The sequence below is a fragment of the Maledivibacter sp. genome (assembly GCA_025210375.1).
In the GTDB taxonomy this organism is placed as follows: domain Bacteria; phylum Bacillota; class Clostridia; order Peptostreptococcales; family Caminicellaceae; genus JAOASB01.
Genome location: JAOASB010000001.1, coordinates 1 through 25133, shown reverse-complemented (window position 1 = coordinate 25133; position 25133 = coordinate 1). Strand labels below are relative to the sequence as shown.

19 protein-coding genes are annotated in these 25133 nt (G+C 34.0%); 12 read left to right on the top strand and 7 right to left on the bottom strand.

Annotation, left to right across the window (positions count from 1 at the left end; translation table 11 throughout):
- Positions 1–89: 89 nt before the first annotated feature.
- From N4A68_00095 to N4A68_00080, 4 genes are all read left to right on the top strand, one after another.
- Positions 90–293 carry a hypothetical protein gene (locus N4A68_00095; GenBank protein MCT4562719.1) on the top strand — a complete coding sequence of 68 codons (204 nt, stop codon included), beginning with the start codon at positions 90–92 and terminating at the stop codon, positions 291–293.
- Positions 294–800: 507 nt separating this feature from the next.
- Positions 801–1898 (top strand): iron ABC transporter permease, encoded by a 1098-nt coding sequence (locus N4A68_00090; GenBank protein MCT4562718.1) that lies wholly within the window; start codon positions 801–803, stop codon positions 1896–1898.
- Positions 1895–2668, top strand: coding sequence for an ABC transporter ATP-binding protein (locus tag N4A68_00085; protein ID MCT4562717.1), 774 nt, complete (start codon positions 1895–1897; stop codon positions 2666–2668). Before N4A68_00090 ends, N4A68_00085 begins: the two co-directional genes overlap by 4 nt.
- Positions 2669–2800: 132 nt before the next feature.
- Positions 2801–3919, top strand: coding sequence for an ABC transporter substrate-binding protein (locus N4A68_00080; GenBank protein MCT4562716.1), 1119 nt, complete (start codon positions 2801–2803; stop codon positions 3917–3919).
- A 151-nt stretch (positions 3920–4070) separates the two neighbouring features.
- On the opposite strand, the gene N4A68_00075 is transcribed toward N4A68_00080, so the two are convergent.
- A complete protein-coding gene (locus N4A68_00075) occupies positions 4071–4754 on the bottom strand; it encodes a Crp/Fnr family transcriptional regulator (GenBank protein ID MCT4562715.1) in 684 nt (227 codons plus the stop codon).
- 243 nt (positions 4755–4997) lie between these two features.
- On the opposite strand from N4A68_00075, the gene N4A68_00070 reads away from it, so the two are divergent.
- From N4A68_00070 to N4A68_00045, 6 genes are all read left to right on the top strand, one after another.
- Positions 4998–8999 (top strand): acyl-CoA dehydratase activase, encoded by a 4002-nt coding sequence (locus tag N4A68_00070; GenBank protein MCT4562714.1) that lies wholly within the window; start codon positions 4998–5000, stop codon positions 8997–8999.
- A 134-nt stretch (positions 9000–9133) separates the two neighbouring features.
- Positions 9134–9736, top strand: a complete 603-nt coding sequence (locus N4A68_00065; protein ID MCT4562713.1) for a class I SAM-dependent methyltransferase — start codon at positions 9134–9136, stop codon at positions 9734–9736.
- 56 nt (positions 9737–9792) lie between these two features.
- Complete coding sequence (locus N4A68_00060) at positions 9793–11565, top strand: ABC transporter ATP-binding protein/permease (protein MCT4562712.1); 1773 nt, start codon at positions 9793–9795, stop codon at positions 11563–11565.
- Positions 11562–13310, top strand: a complete 1749-nt coding sequence (locus N4A68_00055; GenBank protein MCT4562711.1) for an ABC transporter ATP-binding protein/permease — start codon at positions 11562–11564, stop codon at positions 13308–13310. The genes N4A68_00060 and N4A68_00055 overlap by 4 nt, the downstream gene beginning before the upstream one ends.
- An 866-nt stretch (positions 13311–14176) precedes the next feature.
- Entirely contained in the window at positions 14177–14878 is a 702-nt protein-coding gene (locus N4A68_00050) for an ATP-binding cassette domain-containing protein (protein MCT4562710.1), read from the top strand.
- Positions 14838–15791, top strand: a complete 954-nt coding sequence (locus N4A68_00045; protein ID MCT4562709.1) for a SufD family Fe-S cluster assembly protein — start codon at positions 14838–14840, stop codon at positions 15789–15791. The genes N4A68_00050 and N4A68_00045 overlap by 41 nt, the downstream gene beginning before the upstream one ends.
- A 204-nt stretch (positions 15792–15995) precedes the next feature.
- Here N4A68_00045 and N4A68_00040 read toward each other — a convergent pair whose 3' ends face one another.
- From N4A68_00040 to N4A68_00015, 6 genes are all read right to left on the bottom strand, one after another.
- The gene (locus N4A68_00040; GenBank protein MCT4562708.1) at positions 15996–17450 is read right to left on the bottom strand and encodes an ABC transporter ATP-binding protein; all 1455 of its coding nucleotides are present in this window, start codon (positions 17448–17450) and stop codon (positions 15996–15998) included.
- 15 nt (positions 17451–17465) lie between these two features.
- Complete coding sequence (locus N4A68_00035; protein ID MCT4562707.1) at positions 17466–18191, bottom strand: energy-coupling factor transporter transmembrane protein EcfT; 726 nt, start codon at positions 18189–18191, stop codon at positions 17466–17468.
- Positions 18191–18778, bottom strand: a complete 588-nt coding sequence (locus tag N4A68_00030; protein ID MCT4562706.1) for an MptD family putative ECF transporter S component — start codon at positions 18776–18778, stop codon at positions 18191–18193. Before N4A68_00030 ends, N4A68_00035 begins: the two co-directional genes overlap by 1 nt.
- A gap of 359 nt (positions 18779–19137) precedes the next feature.
- Complete coding sequence (locus tag N4A68_00025) at positions 19138–20865, bottom strand: ABC transporter ATP-binding protein/permease (GenBank protein MCT4562705.1); 1728 nt, start codon at positions 20863–20865, stop codon at positions 19138–19140.
- A gap of 15 nt (positions 20866–20880) precedes the next feature.
- Positions 20881–22623 (bottom strand): ABC transporter ATP-binding protein/permease, encoded by a 1743-nt coding sequence (locus N4A68_00020; GenBank protein MCT4562704.1) that lies wholly within the window; start codon positions 22621–22623, stop codon positions 20881–20883.
- A 210-nt stretch (positions 22624–22833) separates the two neighbouring features.
- On the bottom strand, positions 22834–23451 hold the full coding sequence (locus N4A68_00015; protein MCT4562703.1) for a TetR/AcrR family transcriptional regulator: 618 nt from the start codon (positions 23449–23451) through the stop codon (positions 22834–22836).
- 168 nt (positions 23452–23619) lie between these two features.
- Here N4A68_00015 and N4A68_00010 point away from each other — a divergent pair, with 168 nt between their 5' ends.
- The gene (locus N4A68_00010; GenBank protein ID MCT4562702.1) at positions 23620–24066 is read left to right on the top strand and encodes a MarR family transcriptional regulator; all 447 of its coding nucleotides are present in this window, start codon (positions 23620–23622) and stop codon (positions 24064–24066) included.
- Positions 24047–24907 carry an EFR1 family ferrodoxin gene (locus N4A68_00005; protein ID MCT4562701.1) on the top strand — a complete coding sequence of 287 codons (861 nt, stop codon included), beginning with the start codon at positions 24047–24049 and terminating at the stop codon, positions 24905–24907. The genes N4A68_00010 and N4A68_00005 overlap by 20 nt, the downstream gene beginning before the upstream one ends.
- The last annotated feature ends 226 nt before the right edge of the window (positions 24908–25133 follow it).

The following is a 25133-nucleotide window of genomic DNA, read 5'->3' as shown; positions in this document are numbered from 1 at the left end:
ATAATTTAAGGACGAGATTAGGTAAAAGTCTGAGAGAAATGCCTCTTGACACTTTGACACCAATAGAATATGAAAAGAGAAGATTGAAGATGAATAAAGAAAAAGAAATGATATTAGATGATAATTTGTGGAAAGTGTTTTTAAAGCTCTTGATTCCGGCAGTAATCGCGATGGTTTTATATGGGCTAAATGTAGTTTTTGATGCAATATTCATTAGCAGATTTGTTGGGGAGACTGCATTTGGGGGGGCCGTTGTATATCCACTTACACAGATACCTTTGGGGATTATCTAGAAGCAAATGATGGATGACGTAGGTTTCAATAGCAGGCAAGTCACTGTGTCTGGGGTAAAGTTAAAACAGCAAGCGAAGGAATTAATAACCTTCGTTTTTTTGCGTGTAAAATCTGTAGAAAAATATAAGAAAGTGTATCTACAGATACAATGTCGTGGAAAGGTTTATGCTATAATATTCCAATGATAATGATAATTAATATCGATTACATTAAACTTATACTTTTACTTAGGCATATTCAAGAAATAAATAGGTTGTTTTACTTGCCATAGAGATTCTAGTCAAAACCTTAATTCATACATATCAAAACTCCCCACAAACATCGGATATTTGGATATGTATAAATTAAGATTTACTAGGAACTCTTTATATTTGAATTATTTATCTTCGTTATCGTTCCCTTACATATGTGCAATATGCTTGCTTACGATGCTTCAAAAATAATCCGAATTTCTTCATAAACCGACCTATTTATTTCCTTCATATGCCTCAAAGGGGATATATGATATGAGTGAAAGAAACATAATACTTAATCCGAAGCAAAAACTTCATAACCAAAGTGTCTTGGTTGACTATAATAAACACAACACAAAGAAACTATTGGTTATTGTTATCCTAGTAGCTGTGACTATTCTGTTTAGTTTATTTGCCGTTACAATAGGGCCTTCAGATATGACAATGCAGGATTCATATCAAGTTATAGCACATAAAGTATTACCCAACTTAGTTGATGCCCCAAAGGAATCCATAGAAAGAACAGTATGGTTTGTTCGTGTTCCTAGATTGCTGACGGGTCTGCTTGTGGGCTTTAGCTTGGCAGTAGCCGGTTCTGTTATGCAACCTGTATTAAGAAATCCCATGGCTAGTCCTTTTACACTGGGAATATCGTCGGGGGCAGGCTTTGGAGCAGCCCTTGCAATTATTTTCGGGAAAAGCATTGGGAGTGGTTCCTACTATGTGGTAGCGAATGCATTTCTTTTTTCACTGCTTACATCGTTTATAATCTTATTATTATCAAAGAAAAAAGGGACCACACCAGAAATAATGATTCTTATAGGGATAGCACTTTCCCATCTATTTACGGCAGGAACTACTGTTATGCAATATTTCGCTGAGTCGTGGGCAACCTCTGAGGTAGTGTTCTGGATGGTGGGTAGTCTTTCAAAGGGCACATGGGGAACACTAAAATACATATTTCCTGTAGTTCTTGTATGTGTACCTTTTTTGATCATAAAATCATGGGATTTAAATTCCATAGGGGCTGGAGATGATGCAGCAAAAAGTTTAGGAGTTGATGTTGAAAGGACTAGAATTATTCTAATGATTGTTGCTGCACTTATAACTTCTACAACCATTTGCTTTACAGGAACAATAGGGTTTGTTGGACTTTTAGCTCCCCATATTACACGTATGATTATTGGAGGAGATAATCGATTTATAGTGCCGGTATCGGGAATTGTTGGAGCATTATTATTGTCTGTATCGGATACTTTAGCGATGAATATTATCTCGCCGGTGGTAATACCTATTGGGGTTATGACATCCTTTATGGGAGTTCCCTTATTTATATATTTGATTATTAAGATGAGGAGGAATTTTAATTGACAGTATATATAAATGGGTTAGAGTTTAGTTATGCAAGGGAAAAAATTTTAAAGGGCATAAATCTTAATATTTTGCCAGGGGAACATGTTTGTATTTTGGGACCAAATGGAGCTGGAAAATCTACATTAATTAAATGTATGGATGGTCTTTTAAAGCCCCAAAAAGGTGATATTAGGATTGATGGTAGAAGCATAGGAGATATGAAAAGGGAAGAAATAGCTAAAAAGCTAGGATATGTTCCACAATCTTCCACAAATCTTTTCACTTTAAAGGTCTTTGATATGGTACTTCTTGGAAGGCGACCTCATACTACTTGGAGGAGTAGTGAAAATGACAAAAGAAAAGTTCTAAATGCCTTAGAATTACTAAATATTGAACACCTAGCAATGAAAAATTTTAATGAAATAAGTGGGGGGCAGCAGCAAAAGGTTATAATTGCAAGAGCCATTGCCCAAGAAACCGATATTCTTTTATTGGATGAAGCAACAAGTAATCTGGACATAAGACATCAATTAGAAGTTATGGATATAATCAGAAGACTTGTAGATGAATTAGGAATTTCTGCGGTAATGATAGTTCATGATTTAAATATTGCAGCCCGTTATTCCGACAAAATAATTATTATGAATGAAGGGGAAATAGCTGCCTACGGCACGCCGGAGGAGGTACTAACGGAAGAAAATATTTCTTCCGTCTATGGAGTTGAAATATGCATAGGTGATATAAAAGAGAAGCCATATGTTGTACCTTTAAAAGCTAAATATGCATAATACGACTGTTTTATAAAGTGATGCTGGGAGTACAGCCATGGGATGTCTTGGAATGAATGGAGTTCAGTGATTTAGAAATCCATCATTCTAAAATAATCCTTCAAAATAAAAAAGAAAGGAATTGATGATATTATGAAAAATTTTAAAATTTGTATTACCTTTTTAATAATAGGGCTTATTGTTTTTAGTTTTGGAGGCTGTAATGGAGAAAGTAAAACAAGTGGAGACATGCCTAAAGGAGAAGAATCCATCAAGGTTGTAGATTGTGCAGGAAGAGAAGTTGAAATAGGGAGCAATGTAGAGAAAATAGTTGACTTAACAACCGTAGATGGTGTACGTACTTTAATTGAATTAGAGGCAGAAGAATTTATAGTAGGTATCAGTAATAAGAGCCACCAGATGTTTAATTCAAAGGGAGCTTCTGGAAAAAATTATATAATTGTATCACAAGCTGCACCGGAATTGAAGGATATATCAAATGTAGGTGATATTAAGGAGCCTAATATTGAGATGATCATGTCCTTGAAACCAGATGTTATATTCATAGACAGTTTTGCAAAAAATTCTGCTGAAGATATTCAAAGGCAAACTAATATTCCCGTGGTGTGCGTAGGTAGCTATGGAAGTTTTAATTATGAAATGTTTACGATGCTTGGAAAAATTGTAGGCAAGGAAGAAAGAGCCAATGAATTAGTGGAGTTTACGAAAAATAAAGTTGAATTAGTAACCAATATCACAAATAAAATACCAGAGGATAAAAGGAAAAGCTTATTTTACTGGAGCCATCCCTTTGCTGGTAATGCTCCTAAAACAAACGGCAATTACGAAGCATTTCAGCTAGCAGGAGGAAAAAATGTTGCAGGGGAGGGCGATGTGATACCCAAGGGTGTTTATGAGGTTACCAAGGAACAAATAGTAGCTTGGGATCCAGAGTTTATATTTTTACATTCACCTTTTAAGGAGGATTTCGAAGGGTGGCGTTCTGTAGATGATGTTAAAGAGGATGAAGTCATTAAAGGAACTAAAGCAGTTGCGAAGGGTAACGTCTATGCTTTGAAGGGAGAATTAGGTGGATGGGATATAGCCACTGAAGTTACAGAGGTATTCTATATTGCAAAGATATTGTATCCTCAAGAATTTCAAAATTTAGATGTGGAAAAGGAAGGAGATGAAATTCTTAAAAGGTTTTATGGTATAGATGGATTATATACTGATATGAGCGAGAAAATTAAACTCTATCAATGGAAATAGTATATTGAAATATGATTATGAAGAAAGGGCTATATCAAAATAGACAATAAATCTAGATTGAGATGCCCTTTTTTTACAAAAACAACTTCCCTTCCATAATAATAAGATAAACATCGGACTTGTTCATTTTTTTCATAAGCCTTAGCTGCTGCTATATATTACCTAATATGGATTCTAAAACATCCCTTTTTAAAATCCTTATGGTCTTACTATTTATTTCAATAGTTCCATCATCAGTAAGCTTTTTCAATTCCCTAGAAAGAGAAGAACGGGATACGTTTAAATGTTCAGCCCAATCCCTTTTTGAGTAGGTTAGATGAACAGTATCGTTATCATTAAGCTTAGCATTGTATAACAAAGAGTAGGCTATTTTTTGTTGTATTGAGGAATGGGAAAATAATTCTATTTTTTTATTTAATAGTAGCACACTTTTGGAAAATAAATGCAACATATTATAAGCAATAATACTGTCCTTAAATAGCACGTCTAATACGCATTCCTGATGGAACAACAGGATTTCACACCGGGTTTTTGCAATTATATCAAACCTATACATAGGGATATCAGAAAAAAGTAATGCTCCTCCGAAGACTTCTCCCTTTCTCTTATAAAGAACATTAAAAAACTTTCCAGATTCAAGATTGTTTTGTACTTCTATACTGCCTTCTAAAATAATTCCTATATAACTAGGAGGCTGGTCAGCCCTAAATATAAAATCATTTTTCTTGTAATTAACTATCTTATATTTGCTTAGGGATAAAATTTCCTTAATTTCATCACGTTCTTTTCCCTTGAATAATGGACAATCACATAATACATTCATGTATCTATTCATTTTAGCACCTCAAATTAGAACAAAGTCTTTTATAAAGGTTCTCAAAGTTGGTTTTGTTTATACAAATAACGAAAAATATAAAAAGTACAAAAATATATGGAATTAATGTATCTATAGATACAACACCTATGTGGTAATTATAATATAATAATCTTCAAATGTAAATGATAAAAGCTATCATTTGCAAATATGAACTTGAACCACATTATGAATAATTTTAAGGTGATGTCAGGAGGTATTAGATTGTATAGTTTGGGAATGGATATAGGATATTCATCGATTAAAATATCATTGATGAATAGTGATAATGAGATTGAATGCAATAAATATATATTGCATAAAGGAAGAATCAAAGAAGTTTTAAAAAATACTATTGAGGAATTACTTAATAATTATAATTTAAAGGATATAAAATTTGGGGCCGTAACAGGAAGTGGCAGCAAATTCATGGTTCAAACTGGTAAAGCCAACTTTGTAAATGAGGTAACAGCAATAGTGGAGGGAAGCATCAATGAGAACAGAAGTATTGGTTCAATTATTGAGATTGGCGGACAAAGTGCAAAATATATAACTGACTTTAGGAAAGATGATAAATCAAAAATCAAGATATCTATGAATTCCAATTGTTCTGCTGGTACTGGTTCATTTTTAGAGGAACAAATGTCCAGATTAAATTTAAGCTTAGAAGATTATTCTATCTATGCTAGTAAAGCTAAATCTATACCCAGAATAGCCGGAAGATGTAGCGTGTTTGCTAAGACAGATATTACCCATCATTATCAGGAAGGAGTTTCTACCCCGGATATTTTATTAGGGCTGGCCTATGCTGTGATTAGAAATTATAAAGGAACAGTTATGAAAAAACTGCCCATGAAAAAGCCCGTATTATTTGTGGGGGGTGTTACACATAATCAAGGGATTATAACGGCTTTAAAGGATGTACTTAAATTAGATGATGGAGAACTGATAGTATCAAAATATCTTGGGAATGTTGCGGCTTCTGGAGCGGCTGTAATTGCTAAAAATGAAAATATGAAAATGGACTTAGGTGAAATACTAATTAGCTTAAAGGAAATAGAAGTCTACGATGAAAAGGATGAAGATGATATAAGTTTGCCTAGACTAATATCCTATGGTAAAAATGATAGCTTAAATAAACATATTTGTAAGCCCATAAATAATGATAAAGGAAGAGTAGATTGCTATATAGGTGTTGATATAGGGTCCACAAGCACTAATTTGGTTCTTATGAATAAAGATAATGAAATAATTGCCTATAGATATTTAAAAACCCTTGGGAACCCTATTGAAGCAGTAAGATTAGGGCTAAAGGAGTTAGACGAAGAGCTTGGAGATAAAGTAAATATTGTTGGAGCGTGTACTACAGGATCTGGTAGATACATGATTGCTAAGCTTATTGGAGCTGATATTATCAAGGATGAAATTACTGCTCAGGCTAAGGCAGCGATCACTATAGACAGTAGTGTAGATACGATATTTGAAATCGGTGGTCAGGATTCTAAATATATAAGTCTTAAGGATGGAGTTGTAACAGATTTTCAGATGAATAAAATTTGTGCAGCCGGAACTGGATCATTTATTGAGGAACAGGCTAAAAAGTTTAATATACCAATAAATGATTTTGGGGATATAACCCTTAATAGTGATAACCCTATTAGATTAGGTGAGAGATGTACTGTGTTTATTGAAACGAGTATAGCAGCAAATTTAGCAAAGGGAGCTAAAATAGATGATATTGCCTCAGGACTTTGTTATTCAATAGTTAAGAATTATCTTGATAGGGTAGTTGGACAAAAGAAAATAGGAAATAAAATATTTTTCCAAGGGGGAGTTGCATATAATCAAGGTGTTATAAATGCTTTTAGGGCACTTGTTGGAGATAAGCTATTTATTCCCCCATTTTTTAGTATAACCGGTGCCTATGGGGCGGCAATTTTAGCAAAAGAAGAAATGGGCTTAAAGAAGACCCTATTTAAGGGTTTCAATATTGAAACCAAAGAGGAATTTATTGAAAAACAAAGTAAGATTAAATCCGAAATAGATAATAAAACAAAATTTAGTAAAGAGGTAGAAGATATAGTATTTAAAGAATATGAAGGAACCATAGATAATACTAAAAAAACCGTAGGAATACCAAGATCCTTATTTGTGTTCGGAATGTTTCCAATGTTTAATGCTTTTTTCAAAGAATTAGGTTTAAATGTATTATTATCTGACCCAACCAATGAAAAAATTATTTCATTAGGACAGCAATATTCCTTAGATGAAGCTTGTTACCCTGTTAAATTAATCAATGGGCATGTTGCAGATTTAGTTGAAAAAAAAGTGGATTATATATTCTTTCCAGATTTATATACTGTGGATCATCCTGGGTCAATGAGTAGGCAAAATTATGGATGTGCTTACATGCAGTTGGCATTTAAAGTGGTTAACAGGGCAATGGAATTAGAAAGTAAAGGGATAAAGTTATTATCACCGTCTATTGCTTTTAGCTTCGGTAAAGATTATATGATGGAAAGCTTTAGGGGTTTAGGAGTTGAACTTGGTAAGACCCAACAAGAAATTGGTAAGGCACTTCAAAAAGGAATGCAGGCTATTCTCGATTTTGAAGAAAGGATTGAAGAAAATGGAAGGAAAGTTATCAAAGGATTAAGACCAGATGAGAAGGTATTTGTTCTTATTTCCAAAATGTATGGAGTAGCTGATCCCGTATTGAATATGGGAATACCTGATAAGCTTATGAATATGGGATATCAGGTAATACCCTTTTATAATATGCCAGAGGGAGATATATCTAAGGAATATCCTAATATGTATTGGCCTTTTATGCAGCATGTATTAGAACCAATACAGCTTGTCAAGCAGCATCCAAATTTATATGCTATTTATCTTTCCCATCATGGCTGTGGACCCGATTCAGTGACCTCCCATTATATTAGACAGGAAATGGATGGAAAGCCATATTTGCATATTGAAGTTGATGAACATTCTTCCCCTGTTGGAGTTATTACTAGGGTTGAAGCATTTGTTAATAGTTTAAATAGTCTAGGGGTTGAAAAAGCAGATGAAATGGAAGCTTATTTAGATAGAATTGATCATAAAGAAGTAAATATAAAAAATAACTTAAATGAATTAAAAGCTGATACTAAGCTTTATTTACCAAATATATATCCTTATTCAGAAGTTATTAAAGAGATACTCATTAAGCAAGGGATAAATACTAGGGTTTTACCTGGTACCAATAGAACTTCTGCCGAGTTAGGAAGAAGACATTCAATAACTGAAGAATATTTTTCTCTAACAGCTTTATTGGGGGATGTCTTAAAGGAACTTGAGAAGTCTTACAGTGATGAAGAGAATATTGCTTTCTTGATTCCAAGAACAGAAGGAGCAGAAGTAGAGGGACAATATAATCGTTTCCTTAGGACTAAATTAGATGAAGAAGGATTTAAAAATGTAGATTTTGTGGCTCCCTTTATAGAAGACTTTCTATACAAAGATGATGGGTATGTGGAATCAATGTGCCTAGGATTATTAGCAGGGGATATTATTAGAATTGCAGATAAAAAATATAGGAAAAAACATCTAGAATCAATACTTGATTTAATTAGAAATAATAACTTTGAAATAAATAGCTTAAAAGAAATAGGCAAAGAAGTATACAAAGAATTAAAAACCATAAACAAGAAGAAAAGAGTTTTAGCCATAGGTGAGGTTATGGTTTTATATAACGACTTTATGAATGATTTCATCCTTAGTAATCTTGAAGATAAAGATTATAGAGTAGTCTATAGTCCTTTTAGTGAATATCTATGGCTACTTTGGAGGGACTTTGGAAATCAAAATAAGAATGAAAAAACAGACAGATTGCTACAGAAACTGGATCAATTTAAGGATTATATAAATTCTATATCTGAATGCTTGGTAGATGAAAGTCCCTTTGAAAAAGAACTTGAAAATCTTGCAAATATCGCAGATGAGACAATTGGATATTATGCCGGGGCAAACGGAAGATATAGAGAAGCTAAAGTGCTAGGTGAATTAGATAAAATTGACGGAATTATAACCTTAGCTTCTATGTATGAAAATACAGGTATAGCATTAAATATACTGCACAAAGGATTTGAAAAGGCGAATTCTAAACCAATCCTTAATTTAACCTTTGATGGAAACAAGAACGAAAATGATGAAACAAAGATAGAATCTTTCATGTACTATATATAGGGCTTTCGATAGTATAACTTAACTTATACATAGACAAATATGGGATGTTTGTGGGCATTTTGGGTGTGTATAAGTTAAAGTCTATACTTGAAATCCCTATATAAACAAATCAACTTGGGAGGAGTAGAAATATTATGCATAACGGAAATATATGCAAAGGTGAGCATGGTTTTAGAGGAAATAGAAATAGACGGGGACCAAGTAGCTTCTCAATGCAGCACCCCAGCCTTGTTTTCAGTGAGCTTAAGCTTAAAGCTGGAGAGATTTTTCTTGATATGGGCTGTGGAGCAGGAGATTATACAATTGAGGCTGCTAAAAGACTAGGGGATTCGGGAGTAGTATATGCTTTAGATGTATGGAAAGAATTGATCAACAATTTAGCAAATGAAGTTGATTCTAATGGGTTGAAGAACATCAAGCCAATGGTTGCTGATATTACTGATAAATTACCAATTGAGGATAACAGTGTTGATATTTGTTTTATAGCTACGGTGTTACATGCAATTGATATTGGTAAAACCAAAAACAATGTATTTAGTGAAATTCATCGAGTCTTAAAACCCAATGGACGTTTAGCGATCATTGAGTGCAAAAAAGAAGAGCGTCATTTTGGGCCGCCAATACATATGCGTTTGTCACCCCAAGAACTAGAAGCTTTGACATTGCAATATGGTTTTAAAAAGACTGATTTAGTGGATCTTGGATATAACTATATGCTCCAATTAACTGTTAAATAAATTTATTATATTTATACTGAAATTTGACTAATGTCAATTCTGAGGAGGATTTACCAATGAAACTTCTTTTAAATTTAATTAAGGAGAAAAGACTTCCTATTACTATATGCGTTATACTTGCTTCTTTAGGGTCCATATTGCTTATAGTACCATTTGCTTTGATTTTTAAAATAGTTGATTACTATTTACAGTTTGGTATCAAAGCATCGACGGAACCAGTTTTAAGATGGCTAGGGATTGCTTTTTTAGCACTTGTTTTACGATATGGGTTGATTATCTCATCCTTTGTGTTTAGTCATATAGCGGCATTCGATTTGCTTTACAATATTCGTGTACGTCTTACTAAGCATATTGGAACACTTCCAATGGGATTTTGGGGCAAGAAAAATTCTGGGCAAATGCTTAAGATTGTTCAGGAGGATGTGGAGTCGATAGAGAATTTTGTTTCACATAATTTTCCCGATATTGCTGCGGGACTTGTATTACCCTTTGCAACTCTGATTTATCTTTTCACTGTTGATTGGCGCCTGGCCTTGGCTGCTGCCATTCCATTACCCTTAAGTATTCTCATTGTTTACATGATGTGGAATGGTATTCTTACGGGGCAAAATCGTAAAGAATTAACTATGAAATATCACAAATCCATAGAGAATATGCATTCAAATATGATTCAGTTTGTTCAAGGTATGCCCGTTGTTAAGGTTTTTAATCTTACAGTGGATTCTTTTAAGAAGCTTAAGGAATCCATACTTAGTTACTGTGAAATTGTAACCGTGTGGTCTAAGGGAGTTTCTCCCTATAGAGCTGTACTTACAACCGTTGTACTTGGTGGAGGAATTTTTATTCTCCCCCTTGGGATTTATTTATTGCAGGCCGGAAAGGTTGATGTTGCTACTATAATTCTTTTCTTGCTTCTTGGTACTGGATGCTGTAAGGGATTAATTAATGCAATCATGATCACATCACGGATGGAGCTTATAATTGCTGGAATAAAGCGTATCAATGATGTATTTTCTGTACAGCCTCTTTTTGAACCTGTAATGCCTAAGCTCCCTCAGAAATATGATATAGAACTCAAAAACGTGGGCTTTCGCTATAGTGAAAATGGGCCTGCTATTTTGAAGGATATAAATATGACTTTACCGGAAGGATCTTTTACGGCACTTGTTGGGCCTTCTGGTGCAGGAAAAACCACCCTTATTAATATTATAGCTAGAATGTGGGAGGTTACTGAGGGAGACATTTGTATCGGTGGGGTCTCAGTAAAAGATATGGGAACAAAGGGAAACACTGAAATTGTGGGAACGGTTTTTCAAGATGTACAGATGCTTACTGATACTGTTAGGGCAAATATATGCATGGGAAATATTAACGCTTCTCAACAGGAAATTGAAAGGGCCGCAAAGGCAGCTGCGTGTCATAAATTCATAATGAAGTTACCAAATGGCTATGATACGTTAATTGGTGATGGAGGAGAGGTTCATCTGAGTGGAGGAGAAAAGCAGAGGATTGCTTTAGCTAGAGTTGTGCTTAAAAATACTCCTATTATTCTTCTCGACGAAGCGACTGCCTACGCCGATGCAGAAAATGAGACAATGATGCAAGAGGCGATTTCAAAGCTTATGTATAACAAGACTGTGATTGTAATTGCACATAGGCTTTCTACAGTTGTTAAAGCAGATAATATCTTTGTTATCAACAAAGGTGATGTAGCTGAAAGTGGTACACATCAAGAACTTTTAGAATTAAATGGGCTATACAATAAAATGTGGAATGCTCATATAAGATCGAAAAATTGGAATATGACTAAAAAGGAGGGTTTAGCATGAAAAGTAAGAAAGAATGGAATTTTTTCAGGGAAAATTTAGGAAGCCTCATTGCTGTGATAACCTCAAACCTTATTTCAAATATTCCTTTAGGTGTCTTCAATATATTTCTGTATAGGATTATCATAGAGCTTACAATTCCAGTATTGACTAATAATCAGATTAATTTTACCCTTTTAAAACAGTATAGATTGTGGTATGTTGGGGTGTTTATTATATATATTTTGCTTTCAATGTGGAGTCAGACCAATAATTATGTTAAGGCCTATACAATCTCTTCAATGCTTAGGATAAAGATGGGAGATAAACTTAGAAAGATTTCTCTAAGCTTCTTTAAGGAAAAGGATCCTGGAGATGTGACATCTAGGCTGCTCAGTGATGTCCAGAAAATGGAACTGATTATATCTCGTCTTCTACCGGACATAGCTGCGGGTATAATTGCCCCGATTATTCTTATTATTTTTCTAGCCAATGTTAATATGGTTCTAGTGGGAATAATGATAGCTTCAGTGGTTTTCGCCAGTATATTTCTTTTTATAGCACGTAAGATAGTAGTTGTTCTTGGACAAAGACATATAAAATCGATTACGGATACTTCCTCTAGGGTCCTTGAATACTTTAAAACCATTAAACTGCTTAAGTCCTATGATATGATTGGAGATAGATTTGAAACCATGAACGAAGCCATGCTAAATCTCAAAAAAATGAGCTTTCGTACTGAAGTTTGGACGGGGATTCCTATACAGATTTTCCTGTTTTGTCTGGATACGGGATATCTTATGATGCTGCTTAAGGCGGTTCATATGTGTTCCATGGGGACTCTTACCATTGAAAAATTATTTTCCTTTGCTGTTATAGGTTATTATTTCTATGAACCAATTAAAACCTTGGGAACGATGCTTGTTGAATTAAGATATATGTCAATATCAATTAATCGAATTGGGGAGATACTTGAGACAAAGGAACCTCCTTATAATGAATTTAGAGAAATTCCAGAGGGAAATCATATAAGTTTCAATAATGTCACATTTGGTTATAATGAAAATAATGTCTTAAGGGAAGTAAATTGTAATTTGCCAGAGCGGTCAATGACAGCACTTGTTGGCTTGTCAGGATCAGGTAAAACAACAATGACAAGCCTAATAGCACGGTTTTGGGATGTACAGTCAGGAGAAGTACTTCTAGGGGGAGTTCCCCTTACTGAACTTGAACCGGATAAATTGTTAAGTAAACTTTCTATGGTGTTTCAGGATGTTTATCTTTTCAACGATACCATAGCAAATAATATACGTGTTGGAAATATGAATGCTACCGATGAAGAAGTTAAAAGAGCATCAAAATTAGCATGTTGTGACGAGTTTATAAGGAATCTTCCAGATAAATACGATACCCTTGTAAGTGAAGGGGGAAGCTCTTTGTCTGGAGGGGAAAAACAACGAATTTCAATTGCCAGGGCTATTTTAAAGAATGCTCCCGTTGTAATGCTTGATGAAGCCACGGCTTCTCTTGATCCAGAGAATGAAGCGGAAATTCAAGAAGCTATTGAAAATCTAGTAAAGGATAAAACCGTAATAGTTATTGCCCATAGATTTAAGTCAATTGAGAATGCTAATCAGATCCTAGTTCTTGATAAAGGAGCTATAATTGAAAAAGGTACCCATAAAGAATTGGTTAGCTCTAAGGGGCTATATTCTAGACTTTGGAAGGAACAGCAAAAAGCTAGGGGATGGAAGATGCGGGCAGGGTAAAGCTGTAGATCCCTGCCATTTATCACAAATCTCCTCCTACAAATATATCATTATCTAAATAATGTTAATAATACAATGAATAGTGAATATAAAAGTAATGTAAGGGTTGATGGAAAGAGAGATAAATGTGGAGCAGCTGAAGGGAAATTATATAATTGAGGAAATTGCATAACTCTTGCTTGGCTAAGCCTAATATGGGAATATCATCTTTAATTTAATTACTTAAGATATAAGCATATTTGATGGTATAACTTTAAGGATTTTAAAACTAGGTGTAGTAGATGGTTTCTGTAAAAAGTAATTATGCAATTTGCTCGATTATCGAAAAGGAGAATGAAATGATGGGTAATAGTAGAAAAAATCTACAAGAAATGGAGTTTATTGAACTCCTTAGAATGCTTGCTATACCTGGCATAATAGGTGTGTTAGCAATAGTATTACATAATATAATCTATAGGTAATACAGGAGTGTAATTAAGGATATTCCTTGTAGATTAAATAATCTCCATAAGCTATTTTCAATTATATTCTTTCCATTTTCCATAAATAAGGAGTAATTATATAGATTTCCCAAAGTTAAACTTAATTTATGCATCTCAAAATATCCCATGTTTCTAGGGAGTTTTGATGTGTATAAATTAACTGTTTAACTGGAATCTCTATAAAATTCCTAGAGTATATATTCATTTAATTCCTATAATATCAAACAATTTATACCATAGCATAATAATAATACCATATTTGTGATATAATTATAGGTGAAGATAAGTGATAATGATTATTGTTGTCGATATTAGGAAATAGATAGAAATCAATCATAAAAGAAAAATACATAGGAAATATAATCGAAAGGAGAGATATATGAAATGAGCTTTTTGAAAATCCATAATTTATCCACGGAAGTAGATGGAAAGAATGTTTTAAAAAAAGTTAACTTAGAGATAGATAAAGGACAAACCCATGTTTTATTGGGGGCCAATGCTTCAGGTAAATCTACACTACTTTATACATTAATGGGATTTCCACAATATCGTGTTTTAGAGGGGAATATTACATTTAATGGAAAAGATATAACGAACATGGAGATAGAAGAAAGAGCAAGATTGGGAATTGCAGCTGTTTATCAGAACCCCCCTGCTATAAATATAAAACTATCTAAGCTTTTGGATAAGATATCTAAAAAAAAGGTGGAGTTAAAAGGAATTGAAGATCTCATGGGAAGAGAGGTAAATGTAGGGTTTTCTGGTGGAGAAAGAAAGTTATCTGAAGTCATTCAGGTCATTAGCTTAAATCCAGATTTTATAATTTTGGACGAATTGGATGCTGGATTAGATATAGAAAATCTTGAGAGATTGTGTTCTATGATAAAACAAGATTTAGCTGATAAAGCTATTCTTTTAATTACCCATAGGGGTAGGGCACTGAAATTTTTCAAGCCGGACTTCGCCCATGTTATGTTAGGAGGAGAAATTATCTGCTCATCTAAAAATTGGCAGAGGGTATGGCAAACAATAGAGGAGGATGGTTATGAAAAATGCAAAAAATGCGAACTATACTCAAATAGATAATGAAACCCAAATAATACAGGAAAAGGATGTAGTTATTATGACTAGTCCACAGGCCTATGAAACCCTTGATTGGAGTAGGCAATATTTTTCACAAAAACCCCAAGAGGGATATTTTATTTGGGTTAAAAAATCCTTGATTGATCCACTCATTACCAATATTTTAATATGCTCACAATATGTTACTCAAAATGCAATTAATTTGGTAGTAGTAGAAGACAATGTAAGTGTGGAGATGCATAATACCTGTGCTGCTAAAAAACAAAATTTATATGGGAAACATATAGGGCATACAAAGATGATCGTAAAGGAAAATGCTAGAGCCTATGTAAATCATTTTCATAGTTGGGGAGAGAATGATACGGTAAATTCCAGTATGGAGCTTATTTTAAAAAAAGATGCTCAGGCATGCCTTACACAAAAGTGCCAACGTACGCCTATGACCCTCAGACTTGAAAATCGTAATTATTTAGATGAAAATGCTTCCCTAAATTATGCATCAACCATATTAGCACAGCAGGGGAAGATAGATATGTATGATGATACCTATTTAAATGGGAAAAGGGCAAATGGGATATCAAGGGTCAAGATGATTGCAAAGAACAACACCCATTTAAATGCTCAAAGTAGGATGTTTGCTAATGAAGCGGCAACAGGTCATTTAGACTGTATGGGGCTTTTATTATGCGATGATTCAAGTATTGTTGCTATTCCTGAGCTTATAAACCAGAATAAAAATGCCTCACTTACCCATGAAGCTTCCGTAGGAAAGATCTCTGATGAGGTTTTAAACTATTTAAGAAGTAGAGGACTAACTGAGGATCAAGCTATAGATTTAGTTATAACAGGATTTTTAGGAGAAGAAGAAAAGATCATTATTGATGATACGATTATCTCATCTAAGGTTAATATGTAAGGCATATATTATAAAAATTGCTCTTAAGCACATGGGCCCAAGGCTTACACTGAAAATCCATAGTATTAAGCCGTGGGCCCCTATCATGCTATCAAAAAATTAATTGAAATAGTAAAATTAATATACTTTATCCTTGATTAGCAACTCTTAATATTGTTTATCTATAGCTAAACTTAAGTGAGCAAACTTCATTGTCTTCTAAATTTAAAAATGGTGTAATAATCTATTTTTATTGTCTATGGGTTTCCCAGACCACTGCACGGTGCCATCTTTAATGAAAATAAAATAATTACATACCCTATTTATCAACTCGGGATCATGGGAAACAATCAAAATTGTCTTATCCATGTCCGATAATTCCTTAATCAAATTAGCAACCTCAACCATATGTGTATAATCTAATCCACTTGTTGGTTCATCAAATAATAGGATTTCTTTACTGGAGGCTATAGCACTGCCTATAGCAACTCGTTGCTTTTGACCACCGGATAAAGACATTGGGTGTAAATCCTTTAATTCTAGCAGTTCTAGACTTTTTAGGATTTCTATGGCTGCATCAGTATTAGCTGTTTCATCCTTTCCTTCCATACTAAGTATAATCTCATCTAATACACTTTCAGTAAAAAGCTGATGATTTACATCCTGCATAACCATATAACAAATTCGTATTCTTTCCTTGGCTTCATATTTCTTACCATTATAGATCATTGTACCCTTTGACTTTTTAGTCAGCCCACACAAACATCTTGCAAAGGTAGTTTTTCCAGCTCCGTTATTTCCTAAAACTCCAATAATGGAGCCTTTGGGAAATGCCAGACTAGGGATATTCACAGCTTCTTTTTTTTCATAAGAAAAATAGAAATTAGTAAGTTGAATTTCTTGATCCGATAAGGGTGACATACTAGTAGTGGAAATTGTGGGGTGTAGAGAACGTAAACCCATATTATTGATATTATTATCATCAATTTGTTTAAATTTATCTATCGTCATATCCCTAATAATTTCACCATTTTTCATATATATGACACGATCTGCTAATTCCATTAAATAGTAAAGCCTGTGTTCTGCAATAATAATTGTTTTGCCCTTTTTTTTCCAATCTTCAATTGCTTGTTTCAAATCCCTAATAGCTGCCATATCTAGATTTGACGATGGCTCATCCAATACAAAAACTTCAGGCTCCATAGCTGAAACCGAAGCACATGCTATTTTTTGTTTTTCTCCACCGGATAGCTCAAATAGGTTTCTATCCATTAATTCATTAATTTTAAGCTCACTTACTACCTTTCCGATACGGTCATATATTGTATCCACAGGAAGCCCCATATTTTCACAACCAAAGGCAATCTCACTTGTTGAATCTACATTGAAAAATTGAGATCGTGGATTTTGAAAAACTGAACCTACTTTTTTAGATACCTCATATAATGGGGATTTTGATGCAATTATATTATCTATTAAAACTTCTCCATGCAATGACCCCTCATAATATTCTGGAATCAGCCCATTAATTAATCTTGTAAGGGTAGTCTTCCCACATCCAGATTTTCCACAAAATAGAACAACCTGGCCAGTAGGAATTTTTAAATTCACATTTTTTATACCACTTTTTATTTCGTCACTGTGATAAGTAAACGAAACATTCTTAAATTCAATCACATATACAACCTCCAATTACAAGAATGTCCATATCAACAGTAAAATAGATATAGCAAAAATTAGTCCATCATAAATACCGAAACCAATAATAGCAATATTTGTTCTTTTTACAGAACTCCCTAGCCCTCTTGTTAAAGCCGCGGCAGAAAGTTCTTCGCCGATTTTAACAATGGATATCATTAGGGGAATTAAACGATATTCTAGGAATACACCTGGATTTTGATAAAATTTCTTTGTACCTAATTGGATTTCCCTCATACGCATAGCATCCGTTATAAAACGGTATTCCTCCTGGATGGTTGGGATGAAACGGAATACAACCGTTACAGGTATAATTAAATTTTCAGATACATGCCATCGTTTCATCGCGGTGATAAACTCATTTGCCTTTGTGGACTCAATAATATAATATCCTAGCATGAATGTAGGAAACAACCTCATAACCAGGGCAATAAGTAGCACCAAGATGGAATTTAGAACTTGTGGTAGGGAAACCATGTCCTTCAGTTGTACTGCAATAATAGCAAGAATAAACAACCCCCCATAGATGAGGGCTGTTTTTCTTTGAGAATTCAAAAGTAGCAATATGAAGGGTATGGCACCAAGTGCCGTAACAAGGGCGATGTTATCATACGCATAGAACATCAATGTAGTTACAAATGCCATAAACAATATTTTTGTCCGTGGATCAAGCTGGAATCCCTTCTTTGGGTGTGGATAATAAGCAACGTATTGTTCCATTATACAATTCCTGCTCTTTGAAAATGTTTTTTCAACATTTTTCTACCAAGTAAAGCACCAATGACAGAACCTATGAAAAGCAATCCAAATGCCACGATGCCCATCCACCAAGGCATATAATGTATTAATTGATCAGTAAACTGATCTCCCATATGTTCACGTATAGAGGTCATATAATCATCCCCTGCAAGCCATATATTAGCTGGGGCTCCGAGACCTCCACAACTGAATATCCAGTATCCAATAGTAATTAGTTTGAAGTTTTTGTACTGAGCTGCTTTAAAGAATATTTCTGAGAGTAGTCCAAATACAAGAAAAAAGGTAAATCCTATCCAGGTATAACCCATCATGAACCAAAATACAGCTAAAATCAGTGACATTATAGATATCATGCCAGGTTTTTCTACTTTAGTTAGAAACAACATAAAGGGGATACCTGTAACAATTGGCCATATTACAAATAAAGCTGGATAAAGAATGGGAATTGCAGTCAGCATCCCTACAACAAAGAATACAACAAGGTATAAAGCGGTGTAAATACCTACATTAATAAGGTCCTTTGCATTGATTTTTTTTGATTTTTCCATAATAATACTCTCCTTTTTATGCTATATTTTATTATCATAAGGTACATGAGGAAATTGCATAACTCTTAATTGGCAGAACCTGATATGCGAATATCATCCTTGATTTAAATACTTAAGATATAAGCATATTTGATGGTATAGCTATTGGAATTTTAAAACTACATGTGGTATAGGGATTTTAGTATAGACTTTAACTTATACAAGTCCAAAATGCCCAGGAACATCGCATATTTGTCCATGTATAAGTCAAGTCATACTATAAAACCCTATATAGATGGTTTTTATAGAAAGTAATTATGCAATTTGCTCACATGCTAATACTGCATATGCTAGAATTAGAAATACCTATGATAATTTAGTCAAATCTGCCATCCAGCAGATTGCTGCCTAATATCAATAAATCGCTTATAGATCCCTTCTTTTTGAATTAACCCGTCATGGGTGCCAAGCTGTGTAATCCTACCATCATCCATAACCACAATCTGATCGGCTTCCTTAACTGTTGATAGTCTATGGGCAATACTGATGACGGTCTTATTTCTTGTCAATTCATCAATTGCCTTTAATAATTTATGCTCATTTTCTGGATCAATGCTGGATGTTATTTCGTCTAAAATCACTATATATGCATCCTTTAACATTGCTCTAGCGATGGAAATTCTTTGCTTTTCACCTCCAGAAAGCGTTGAGCCACTTTCTCCAACAACAGTATCAAAACCCTTTGGCAAGTCCATAATAAAATCATAGCAACAAGCTTTTTTAGCGGCTTCTACAACCTCATCATATGTAGCCTCTGGCTTTCCAAATTTAATATTATTTTCTATGGTGTCGTTAAACAAGTAAACCTTCTGAAAAACAGTACTAATATGATTCATTAATGAATCTGAGGAAATATTTTTCACCTCCTCACCACCAAATTTAATACTTCCACTGTCCACATCCCAGAAACGCATCAGAAGTCTACACAGAGTAGTTTTACCACAACCTGAGGGGCCAATAATAGCTGTTTTAGACCCCTTTGGAATCTTAAGACTTAGATCATGTATTATCTTTCTATCCTTTTCATATCCAAAGGAAACATGGGACATTTCAATAGTATAATCCTCAAGGGGAAATTTTTTATCTCCTCCACTGATTTCTGAAATATTCGTTACAGTTTCCAAACGGTTTAATCCTTCTTCAATCATAGGAAGTAGAAATGCACAGTTTCCCATGGTCTTCATTTGCTGATAGATGACAAATGCAGAAATCAGAAACAACACTGCAATGGGGAATGTTAGTCTCCCTTCCAGAAAAAGATAACCAGTCATCATTATGACCATACCGCTAGCGATATCAAATACACCTTTATAAATATTTACCCATGGCATCACTTTTTTTTCTATAGAAATACTAGCATCCCTATCATTTTCTAATGACTTATCTAGTTCATTTACAAGCCCTATATTGGCTCCAAAAATCCTAATAATAGGGATTCCTCTTATATACTCAATTACTCTTGAAACCATGGATTCCTTTGTATTATGCAATTGTATAGCATGACTAGCAGTTTTCTTTTTGACAATATGTAAAATTAGCTGAGAAATAAGAAGCCCTATTAGTGTAATCAGACCTATTTCCCATCTGAAGTAAAATAAAATAATTGTTGTTAGAAAAGCCTGTAAGATTCCAATAACCATATTTTCTACTGCTACCATGCTGAAATTTTCCAGGAATGACATGGAAGATGTTAAGGCTGTATTAATATTTCCTAAAGTTTGATCATTAAAATAGCCCATTGGAGCCTTTTTTAATTTTTCACCAATTTCTAGTCTTTTTTCAGCATATACATAATAGCCATTTCCACTCATTTTTATGGTAATTAGCCACTTGAAAATGAATTGTCCAATAAACCCTATCAATAGTATGAAAAAACCATTATGGATAATAGTTAAGGTAAGACCTTCAATATGAATCAAAGTATATAAGATAGCAAACAAGGATATACTTTGAAAAATTGAGTAAAATACACTGTATATGATACCAGAAACTAGATTTTGTTTATAGGAACCACATATATTGATAATTCTCTTTATTGTAAGAAACATTTTGTCACTTCCCTTCTATATGGCGGATACAGTTAAATGTCTATTCCACATGTTTCTGTAAAGGGGACAGCGGTCTAATAGCTCCCTTTGTGTTCCCTTATCAATAATTCTTCCATTGTCTACAACTACGATTTGATCTGCATGCTGAATAGTGGAAAGCCTATGGGCAATGACAATTAGTGTTTTGTCCTTAATCAGGCTATTAAGGGCTTCTTGTATCAGATTCTCGTTCTCAGGGTCTGTAAAGGCGGTTGCTTCATCCAGCAAGATTACATTAGAATCCTTTAGTATGGCTCTCGCCAGTGTAATTCTTTGCTTCTCTCCACCGGAAAGCTTATTTCCGGCATCACCTACCTTTGTATCATAGCCACAACTTAGCTTCATGATGAAGTCATGACAAGAAGCTAATTCAGCTGCGCGAATAACCTCTTCATCTGTAGCCTTTGGATTGCCAATACGAATATTATCTTTAATACTAAAATCAAATAGAAAATTGTCTTGTGATACGTAGCTGATTTCTTCCATGAGTTGATTATGTGGGATATTTTGTATATTTTCATTGCCATACAATACAGCTCCCTTATCTACATCCCAAAACCCTGCCATTAATTTCATAATGGTGGACTTGCCACCACCAGAAGGACCAACTATGGCAGTAACCCCCTGGGATATAGTACTCAAGCTTACATCATGGAGAACTTCCTTGTCTTCATATCCAAAGGAAACATGGTCTAAGCGAAAGGACTCCCTATTAAGAGATACCTTTTCAGTAGGTCTTTTAAGCTCTGGAATATTTAGGAACTTATTAACTTGTTCGATACTTTGATAGACAACCGCAAAGTCTTCGATAAACTGAAATGCCGCTAAAAGAGGCCCAGCTATTCCAAGGGATAGAATGATACAAGTAATAAACTTAACAAAATCAATGCTGCCATTCATATAAAGTATACTGCCCACAGGCAATGCAACTAAAAGAGTTGAGGGTATCAATGCATATCCTGCTGCTGAAAATCCCCAACAGCGTCTCCACCATCTAAGGGTAGAGTCTCTAAAATACAAAACAGCTTCTGAAAACTTCCTATAGGAATTTGCTGATTGATTGAAGGTTTTTATTACTTCTATACCATTAACATATTCTATGAGTGCCTCATCCATATTACTTCTGGCTTTTAGATATATATTAGAATTTTCCCTATAGTCAATCATTTGCCCCATCATAATAATAAAGCCCAATGGTATGGTAGCAATCCCCGCTAAAGCCATTTTCCAATTCAGAACAAAAAGAACAATTATAATAGCAAGAGGGCCTAAAAGGTTGGAAGTCATTTCAGGAAGGATATGTGCCAGGGGCTTTTCTAGCTTTTCAACGGTATCAATAATAAGTGCTTTCAATTCTCCAGTAGAAGAATCTACTATAACACCTAGTGGAACTCGGGTCATCTTTTCGGAAAGTTTTGAACGTATATTTTTTAGTATTGTAAAAGCCGCTTCATGGGATTTCATAGTTGACAATGTTGTAAAAAGAACTTTCCCTATAAAACCGCCCATAGCAATTAAAGACCATTTCAAAACACCTTGTCTTGTTATGCTATGATCAAAAAAACCAGCACTCATCATGGCAACACCCAAATAGGAAAACATTCCTAGAAGTACACCAATAACAGCTAGAAGAATAGATGTTTTAATGTTTTTTTTGCTATTTCCAGCGAACTTTAACAGTTCAGCCAGTGAATTGTTTTTTTTCTTTTTTGTATTCATTCTTAATCCTTCTTTCATTATGATAACTAAGATAGCTATCTTAGTTATCAATTGGTCAAAAAAAAAATAGCCTATTAATAAATGGGGAAATCACATAACTCTTTCTTAGTACAATTGCATAATATATATGATATAGTTTTGGGAATTCTTAAAATATATGTAATAGATAGTTTTTGTAGAAGATAGTTATGCAATTTGCTCAATTGTCTTTTAAAGTCCTAAAACAACTCTCCATCCTGGATTAAAAAATTTAATTAAAGTCTTGGAATAGGCTAACGCATCTTCCTTTGGATAGTCATGCATAACAATTTCAAAGATAGAGGAAAAATATGCTTGAATTAGCATGTGAATTTCCTTATCATCTATATCGGCTATCTGATATCCCTTTGCTTTAATGGCTTCTATATATTTGCGAGTTTTTTTAGTTTCCACAGATGAAAGTTTGTGAAGAAAGCCTCCATATTTTGTGCCGTCTGAACACATTAAAAGCAGCTTCATTTCTGTGTAATGATCATAAATAAATTCAATAAATGGAACAAGGGAATCTTCGTTCATCTGCCAAATTTTTTCGACGTCCTTCGCGTCGAGAATTTCATAGTATTCCTTTTCACTTATACTATACATGTCCTTAAGCTTATTAATAACAGGCTCTACCAGTGCTATAAAGACGGCTTCTTTATCTGAAAAATGACGGTAAAAAGCCCCCGTTGTTATATGTGCATCTTTACAGATTTTTCTAAGATTAGAGCGTTCAAAACCATTCTTTAGAAAGTTTTCCTTAGCACTATTTAAAATGTCTATATGCGTTTGCTTATAGTTTGTTCCCATTTTTAACACCTCAATATACTTGTTAGCTAACTTAGTTATCATTATAGTACAAAACTATTTTTTCGTCAATTATTGTTTATTATCCAGGATATTGTATAGCTATTAAACAATATTGACAATTTTGTTTAATAGCTATACAATATTCATATGGAAAATAAGATGGGTTTTATGGAAACATATACAAGAATTATTAATAAGCATATATTAAATCAAAAGATTCCGAAGGACTATGGCGTAGGTTTTTTGTTATATCCCTCGGAGATTCATACAATAGCTGCAATAGGATTAAATCCCGGTATAAATTGTATGAATTTATCAAAAAAAATGGGGGTTACAAGGGGAGCAACTTCTCAGATTATAAATCGCTTAGAAAATAAAAACCTAATTCATAAGTATAAAAAAGAAGGTAACAGAAAGGAGGTTTGCGTAAAGTTAAATGAATTGGGTTTCATAGCCTACGAAAATCAGAAAAAAATAGGGAGCAAATTTTACAAGAATTTACACAAAAAAATTGAAGGGGCTTCCCAGAATGAAATAGATTTTTTAGTAAAAATTTTTAAGGAATTAGAAAATTTTGTGGATATGAGAATAGGGGATGGAAGTAAAAATGATTAATTCCAATGAAAATGCAAAAAATATGAACATTTTAATGGCGTTTTTTTCTGCTACGGGGAATACAAAAAAGCTAGCAGATGTGATTAAGAATAAATTAGAGGATTGTGGCATTTTAGTCACTATAAGGGATATTACTTCCTATTCTAGTAGGGTAGAAAAACTTTCTGTTGATGAATATGATGCCGTTATCTTTGGATTTCCTATTTATTCTATGAGGGCTCCACGGGTATGTAGGGAGTGGTTGGCGACTCTTGATGGTAAAGGGAAAAAATCTTCAGTTTTCTTTACCTATGGAGGTTTTGGAAAGGATCCAGCCCATTATTTCATAAAGAAATTGTTGGAAAAACAAAATTTCAAGCTTGTATCAACGGCAGAATTTTTAGGAGCCCATACCTTTAATCGTAGTGGGTGGAAGGCTGTTGTGGATCGTCCCAATGAATCGGATTTTGAAGTTGCACAGGACTATGTGGCCAGGACGGTTACAAGATTTTCCGGCAACGATTCAAAGGAGGTTGGAGAATTCAAAAAGCCAATGTATGATGAAAGTCAATTTGATCAAGCGGAAAAATATAGATTTGGCTTGATTTCACAGCTCCCAACAAGGGATTCCACGGACTGCTGTATGTGTGGTATTTGTGAAAAGCTATGTCCAGTGAATGCTATGGATGCTAAAACGGGTATAGCTAATGATAGTTGTATTGCTTGTTTTAGATGTATTGCAAATTGCCCTGATAACGTCCTGCATACCAATGATATATCAAATAGCTGGGATAAAAAGCTGGAGTTACATAAGATGACAGCGGAAGAGGTAGAGAGTCTACAGAGTAGGATATATTTATAATGGAAAATGTAAGATTAAAAATATAAGCAAGAGATATTGCTATAGAAATTGTAAAAGAAGAATTGATATTTAACTGTTCAGTTAAGTGAGCAAATTGCATAATTACTTTCTATAAAAACCATCTACTACATGTAGTTTAAAAATCTTCAAAGCTATACCACCAAATATGCTTATATCTTAAGTAATTAAATTAAGGATGATATTCGCATATGCAATTGTGCCAAGT

What these genes read in the sequence shown, in the direction of transcription:
- N4A68_00095 (MCT4562719.1), top strand. Translation starts at nt 90, where the DNA reads ATGAATAAAGAAAAAGAAATGATATTAGATGATAATTTGTGGAAAGTG.
- N4A68_00090 (MCT4562718.1), top strand. Translation starts at nt 801, where the DNA reads ATGAGTGAAAGAAACATAATACTTAATCCGAAGCAAAAACTTCATAAC.
- N4A68_00080 (MCT4562716.1), top strand. Translation starts at nt 2,801, where the DNA reads ATGAAAAATTTTAAAATTTGTATTACCTTTTTAATAATAGGGCTTATT.
- N4A68_00075 (MCT4562715.1), bottom strand. Translation starts at nt 4,754, where the DNA reads ATGAATAGATACATGAATGTATTATGTGATTGTCCATTATTCAAGGGA.
- N4A68_00065 (MCT4562713.1), top strand. Translation starts at nt 9,134, where the DNA reads ATGCATAACGGAAATATATGCAAAGGTGAGCATGGTTTTAGAGGAAAT.
- N4A68_00060 (MCT4562712.1), top strand. Translation starts at nt 9,793, where the DNA reads ATGAAACTTCTTTTAAATTTAATTAAGGAGAAAAGACTTCCTATTACT.
- N4A68_00055 (MCT4562711.1), top strand. Translation starts at nt 11,562, where the DNA reads ATGAAAAGTAAGAAAGAATGGAATTTTTTCAGGGAAAATTTAGGAAGC.
- N4A68_00050 (MCT4562710.1), top strand. Translation starts at nt 14,177, where the DNA reads ATGAGCTTTTTGAAAATCCATAATTTATCCACGGAAGTAGATGGAAAG.
- N4A68_00045 (MCT4562709.1), top strand. Translation starts at nt 14,838, where the DNA reads ATGAAAAATGCAAAAAATGCGAACTATACTCAAATAGATAATGAAACC.
- N4A68_00035 (MCT4562707.1), bottom strand. Translation starts at nt 18,191, where the DNA reads ATGGAACAATACGTTGCTTATTATCCACACCCAAAGAAGGGATTCCAG.
- N4A68_00030 (MCT4562706.1), bottom strand. Translation starts at nt 18,778, where the DNA reads ATGGAAAAATCAAAAAAAATCAATGCAAAGGACCTTATTAATGTAGGT.
- N4A68_00025 (MCT4562705.1), bottom strand. Translation starts at nt 20,865, where the DNA reads ATGTTTCTTACAATAAAGAGAATTATCAATATATGTGGTTCCTATAAA.
- N4A68_00020 (MCT4562704.1), bottom strand. Translation starts at nt 22,623, where the DNA reads ATGAATACAAAAAAGAAAAAAAACAATTCACTGGCTGAACTGTTAAAG.
- N4A68_00015 (MCT4562703.1), bottom strand. Translation starts at nt 23,451, where the DNA reads ATGGGAACAAACTATAAGCAAACGCATATAGACATTTTAAATAGTGCT.
- N4A68_00010 (MCT4562702.1), top strand. Translation starts at nt 23,620, where the DNA reads ATGGAAACATATACAAGAATTATTAATAAGCATATATTAAATCAAAAG.
- N4A68_00005 (MCT4562701.1), top strand. Translation starts at nt 24,047, where the DNA reads ATGGAAGTAAAAATGATTAATTCCAATGAAAATGCAAAAAATATGAAC.